The organism is Thermodesulfovibrionales bacterium, from assembly GCA_035622735.1.
Lineage (GTDB): Bacteria > Nitrospirota > Thermodesulfovibrionia > Thermodesulfovibrionales > UBA9159 > DASPUT01.
The window spans coordinates 1-5358 of the sequence record DASPUT010000144.1 but is presented as its reverse complement, the minus strand read 5'-3'; the positions used below and the strand labels follow the sequence as shown (position 1 = coordinate 5358).

Below are 5358 nucleotides of genomic sequence, written 5' to 3'. Positions count from 1 at the left end.
GCAAACAGGAAACTTTCGGAGGGATATCTGGACATAACCAAAAGACTATCAAGGGAGGAAGAGGAACTGCTCTTCGACCCCCAAACATCCGGGGGTCTTCTTCTCTGCCTTCCAGAATCTCAAGCAGGGCATTTAGTTAATGGACTGAGAAATACGGGCATTCAAACCGCCGTTAAGATTGGTGAAGTGATCGCGGCTCAAAACCCACTTATAAGGATCCTATAGAAACCTGGCAACGCTTTGCGGTTGATTTCTTATCAACCGAGAACGGCTTTTTTCTTCAAGTTCAGCGTTAACCGTAACTATTTTTTATCTACCAAAGCTTGCGCCGGCGTTCAATGATCCCGATGGACTCACATTTTCTATTCTTTGACTGGCAACACGTGAATAGCTTTTATAACCAGTTGAATTTTGTCACCGACTTTGAGTCCGAGCGTCTCCAGGGATTCTGTGGTCAAAACAGAGGCCATTTCGGTTGGAGCCGTAACATCGAACTTCACGAGCGACATGATATCTCCTGTCTTGATTGACTTTACTTTGGCATTGATGGCGTTTCTGGCACCGTATTTCATTCGATCCTCCTATCGGTGGAAAAGGTTTGAATTGTCATAGTCGACAGCGGCTCGCAAAAGCGTGTCTGCCCTTGCATCATTTGGTCTTACCATATCATAATCTATATACACTTTCAACCATCACTCTATTCCCTTTAAGTTAGCAGGATGAAGGCATCATAGCCAAGGAATTTCCAAAGTCTAAACTTGGAACAATCGAGATTTCTGTTGGAGATATGACGGGTGTCGGTTCATGAATGAAACTGTTACAGTCGCCCTTTCAAAAGTGGGGGCGAATCCTGCCCCGATGGACTTCAGTAAGGAATATTGACTTCGACATGAAGTCCGCAAGATGCTTACTGCACAAGAATGTGAGTTATTATCGGAAAGTGTCACCGTGTCAGAATTGCACCAGTGTCGACTCGTCGGTGAACTCAACAGCTATCGCACATCGAAACCATAACTGACTTCAGGAAGAAGCAGAATAATGCGACCATATGGCCCGGAACAAGGTCCAATACTATGAAACGATTGCCGAATCAGTGGAGAAGACGATTCTGAAAAAAGGACGCGATCTATATATCCCGTGATGGGCAGAGGTCGAAAAGGACGCATTCCTTGTGCAGGGGTTTCTTCGCCTGACAAATCTTTCTGCCGTGAAATATCAGGAGGTGCGAGAGGTTTCCCCATTCATTCTTCGGGGTTATCGCCATGAGGTCTTTCTCGATCTTCACCGGGTCCTCGTTCTTTGTGAGTCCGAGCCGGTAAGATACCCTCTTCACATGGGTATCGACTGCGATGCCCTCATTGATGCCGAAAGCGTTCGCGAGTACGATGTTGGCGGTCTTACGGGCGACTCCGGGAAGAGTCGTGAGGTCATCCATCGTCTTCGGGACCTTTCCGTTGAAATGCTCCATGATCATCTTTGCAGAGGCCTGAATATTCTTCGCCTTGTTGTTATAAAAATTTATCGAGCTGAGATCCTTCCTGAGTGCCTCAGGAGGCGCTTCAGCGTAATCCTTGACAGTCCTGTACTTTTTGAAGAGGGGTTCGGTCACCTTATTGACATGACTGTCCGTCGTCTGCGCGGAGAGGATGGTAGCAACGAGGAGATCGAAAGGGCCCCCGAAGGAGAGGACAGTTCTCGGCTCGGTATACTCTTTTTTCAACCTTCTCATAATCTCAGCTAATCTCTTCTTATCATCCATCGTCATCATCCCCGCTGTTCAATCAGGCCTTCACCCCAGCCTTTTCACCGAAGCGGGTATTACCCGGGACCGGGCTTCTCATAGACCATGAGGGTCGTGTTCAGTTTTCCTTTCTCCTTGCAGGCCTCATCGAGGGCATCAAGGAGTTCCTTTGAAGCCTCTTTCATCTCGACAAACCCGAGACCCTTGAAGTAATCGACGAGGTCGGTCACCACATATAAGATCTTGACCGGGGAGTACTCGAGGAGATGCCTTACGATGGACGAGCCTATGCCGTGACCCCTCTTCTCTTCGACGACGACGACACAGCCGATCTTGTACATTTCTCCCGCCTTCGTGAGTCTGCCGAAGCCGACGATCGCGCCATTTTCCACCGCGATGACAAACTGGCTGTAATCGAGGTTCTCCGTATCGAAATTGTGCTTCCTGAGATTCTCTTCAATGAAGGGGAGGTCTCCTTTTGCTGCCTGGCGTATGCTGACTGTCCTGTCTGTACTCCCTGAGCCGCCCGTCATCTTAAGGCATTCTTTCTCTTCCATGGACACCCCCTTATCGACCAATGCACGTATGTTGACTGTCTCCGTCTCCCTTGAAAAAATTATATCAGACATTTCAGGAAAACCATAATCCGGCCTCCCCATTTCTCTCTTGAGGAAGACGCTACTTCTTCGCGATAAGCCGGTCTACCGACCATCTGCCGCCGCCTCCGATCATCAGGGCTATCGCGATTGTGAGGGCGAGGATGTGATACTCAAAACCCTCTCCCTGCTGCCTGCCGAACCAGTTCATGAAAAAACCGTTCTTCAGGTGGACCATGAATATGGCGACGACCATGTTGCAGGCTATGCCGAAGGCCGCTACTCTCGTCAGGAACCCTGAAACAAGGGCCACCGGCCCGAGGGATTCAGCGATAATCGCGAGCAGCGCGAAGAGGGCGGGAATCCCCATCTTTTCGGTGAAGGCTGCCATCGTGCCGGCGAACCCCTGACCTCCAAACCAGCCGAAGACCTTCTGTGCGCCATGGGGGAAAAAGACTATCCCGAGCAGTATCCGCAGCACGGTTCTTGAGATGTCGTTATCTGTTTCGAATAATTTTCGAATCATGACAACCCTCCTTGTTATAATCCGACCCTTCTCCCGATCCGTCGGAAGTCCGGGCCTGCGTTATTGTTCTGAATCCCCGCCTCAGCTATTTCGGCTCCTGCCGCATGCGAAGGATCAGGAGCAGACTCTTCCAACCGGGGAAAAGCATTCCGGTGCGCGAGCGATAGTCATCGTAATCATGACCGTGGATGGCGAGGAGGTGACGCTCTTCGTCGAGGGCCTTCAGGACGACGCAGATGGAATGGACGAGAAGTATCGCGAATGAAAACAGGGTCGGCAGGAGCACGAGCATTCCGATGAGGATCATGACCTGGAAGAGGTAGATCGGATGCCTCGCGAGGCGATAAGGACCTCCCGTTACGAGGGCTGTCCTCTCATTTCCGTTGACCCCTATCCTCCAGGAATCCCCGAGAGACGCATAACACCACAGGGTGCCGAGGTGGCCGCAGAGGGCTATGAAGATGCCGAGGAAGAGGCCGAAAGGGCGAAGGAGATGCGCTGACGGGGAGAAGAGAACTCCGGTCTGGAGGTTCCCGATAATCAAGGGCTGTCCCATCCATCCTGCGATGACGAGAAACCAGCCGAACCAGAGGGCCATTTCCTTCAACGTGCGGGGCTTGATGTTGGGAGACCTGCCGATCTGTTTCCGGACACGACGGGCATGAACGATCACGCCTGCCCAGTAGATAACAGCCGACGCGAGGACCGCGGCCTGTCGCGGGAAGAGAGGGCTAATGGGGATTCTCCATCGCACGCTTGGAGCGTATCAGCCTCTGGGCTTCAAGGCACCAGTGCTTCTTGACGCTGTGCCATACGTCAGCCGCCCAGAGGATGTTCGCGCTTGACGACTGAAAAGTGACGTTCAGTTCAGGCTCGTCTGTCGGGACGTAATCGTTTATCCAGTCCTTTATCTCTTGACTCTCCGCGAGCTGTTTCGTCACGGGAACAAAGACATGGCTGTAGCCCGCGGGCAGTCTCACATTCCTGACGGTCGCGGTGCCATTCGGTTCGTAGCTGTTCACGGAACTGAATCCCATGAGGTCTCCGCCGAGCAGATCGAGACCCATATAGAACCCGGTGAACTCCTCGACGCTGTCGGGAATCTTCCTCAGCTTGGCGATCATACTCCATTGGTTCGGGAGAAACCGCGTGAGCCCCCCGGCTCCCACGGCGCTTGCGTAAGATACCTCGACTCCTCCGACGACAGGCCGCTCTTCGCCGGTGAGCGGATCGATAATCGAATATCGTTCCTCGGAGCTGTCCGTGAGAGGGTTCCATACGGGGACGCTCGTGCCGAACGAGCCTGCAAGCTCATGGAGGACCTTCACCGCCTGGATTCCTCCCTGGCTGTGGCCCACCACCATCGGACTCATTCCCTCCTTTTCGTAATACCACGCGATGATTCCCGCGAGCTTTTCGCTGCTTTCGTAGCAGCTGTAAGAGTAGGAGCCGTCCTTCGGATTCCGAATCTTTGCCTCCGGGTAGCCCATTCCGATGAGGAAGAGGGAGAAGGATTTCATGGCGAGATGGACGGGATAGATCCCGCCGTGGATATTCATTATTCTCGGCGCGGGGGCGTGTGAGAGGGTGTCCTTTATCTCTTTCTCGGTTATCCGGTCCGGGTCGAGCGCCAGTATCTCGTCCTCGGTAGCAGGGTCGATTCCGTATTCGTTCAGGACCGTCCCTCTCCCGACTTTTCCTTCATAGGACGGTTCCCGGTATGTGTAGTGCGATGTCGCGCAACCGGAAAGAAAAACTATGGAGAGCAGCGCGGAAAGGAAGGGGATGAGTCTCCTTCTCATGCCGCCACTCCGAGGGTATCGAGGGAGTCTGAAAAGGATCTCATGATCTTTTCTACGTCGTCCTGCCCGAAGACGGTAGTCTTGAAACTCACCCCAATATTCAGGATGTCGTTGACCGTCGTGATCGAGAGGACAAGGGGAGAGGCGGGTCCGGTCGAAACCGCCCTGAGGTAATCCGGACAGACTCCTCCGTCCCCTTCCTGCCAGAGGGCGTTGAGGTTGACATTCGTAATGCCTCCCCAGAGGGGATAGTACTTCGGATAGAATTTCTTCCGGCGGGAGGGGGAGAGGAGAGGAACGAGGTGACGGGCGAGGCCGAGCCCTATAGCCGTTCGCACAGAGAGCCGGTACTTCTTTATCCTGAGGGTCTGACGCCGTACATCCTTTGCGAGGGCCTCGACCTCGATGCCGTCGGGTACGGAATGGGAAACGATGAAGGAACCGAGGAAGAGACCGAAGGGATCGTGGAGTTCGAGGGAGAGGTCTTTTCGGATGTTCACGATTGAGGCGACGGAGATCATCTTGCGCCTCGGCTCATCGATCCGGTCCAAGGCGAACGGCGAGAGAGACTTGAGGAGGAGTGCCAGAAAAATGTCGTTCAGGGTCACTCCCCATAGCTTCCCCGCTCTCACCAGGGTATGGAACCGGTCCGGTCCGACGGAGAAAAAGGAAAAACCGACGGTGTGGTCGCCG

8 protein-coding genes are annotated in these 5358 nt (G+C 53.3%); 1 reads left to right on the top strand and 7 read right to left on the bottom strand.

Annotated features, from left to right (window positions below):
* On the top strand, positions 1-225 hold a 225-nt coding region (locus VEI96_07760), incomplete at its 5' end, for a selenide, water dikinase SelD (protein ID HXX57883.1).
* 137 nt (positions 226-362) lie between these two features.
* On the opposite strand, the gene VEI96_07755 is transcribed toward VEI96_07760, so the two are convergent.
* The 7 genes from VEI96_07755 to VEI96_07725 all read right to left on the bottom strand — a co-directional run.
* Entirely contained in the window at positions 363-572 is a 210-nt protein-coding gene (locus tag VEI96_07755; protein ID HXX57882.1) for a TOBE domain-containing protein, read from the bottom strand.
* Between the two features lie 554 nt (positions 573-1126).
* On the bottom strand, positions 1127-1759 hold the full coding sequence (nth, locus tag VEI96_07750; protein HXX57881.1) for an endonuclease III: 633 nt from the start codon (positions 1757-1759) through the stop codon (positions 1127-1129).
* Between the two features lie 59 nt (positions 1760-1818).
* Positions 1819-2298 (bottom strand): GNAT family N-acetyltransferase, encoded by a 480-nt coding sequence (locus VEI96_07745; GenBank protein HXX57880.1) that lies wholly within the window; start codon positions 2296-2298, stop codon positions 1819-1821.
* Positions 2299-2419: 121 nt separating this feature from the next.
* Positions 2420-2863 (bottom strand): DoxX family protein, encoded by a 444-nt coding sequence (locus VEI96_07740; GenBank protein ID HXX57879.1) that lies wholly within the window; start codon positions 2861-2863, stop codon positions 2420-2422.
* Between the two features lie 85 nt (positions 2864-2948).
* On the bottom strand, positions 2949-3617 hold the full coding sequence (locus VEI96_07735; GenBank protein HXX57878.1) for an isoprenylcysteine carboxylmethyltransferase family protein: 669 nt from the start codon (positions 3615-3617) through the stop codon (positions 2949-2951).
* On the bottom strand, positions 3595-4665 hold the full coding sequence (locus tag VEI96_07730) for a hypothetical protein (protein HXX57877.1): 1071 nt from the start codon (positions 4663-4665) through the stop codon (positions 3595-3597). The genes VEI96_07735 and VEI96_07730 overlap by 23 nt, the downstream gene beginning before the upstream one ends.
* Positions 4662-5358: hypothetical protein (locus tag VEI96_07725; GenBank protein ID HXX57876.1), on the bottom strand; the 697-nt coding region annotated here is incomplete at its 5' end. The genes VEI96_07725 and VEI96_07730, both read right to left, overlap by 4 nt.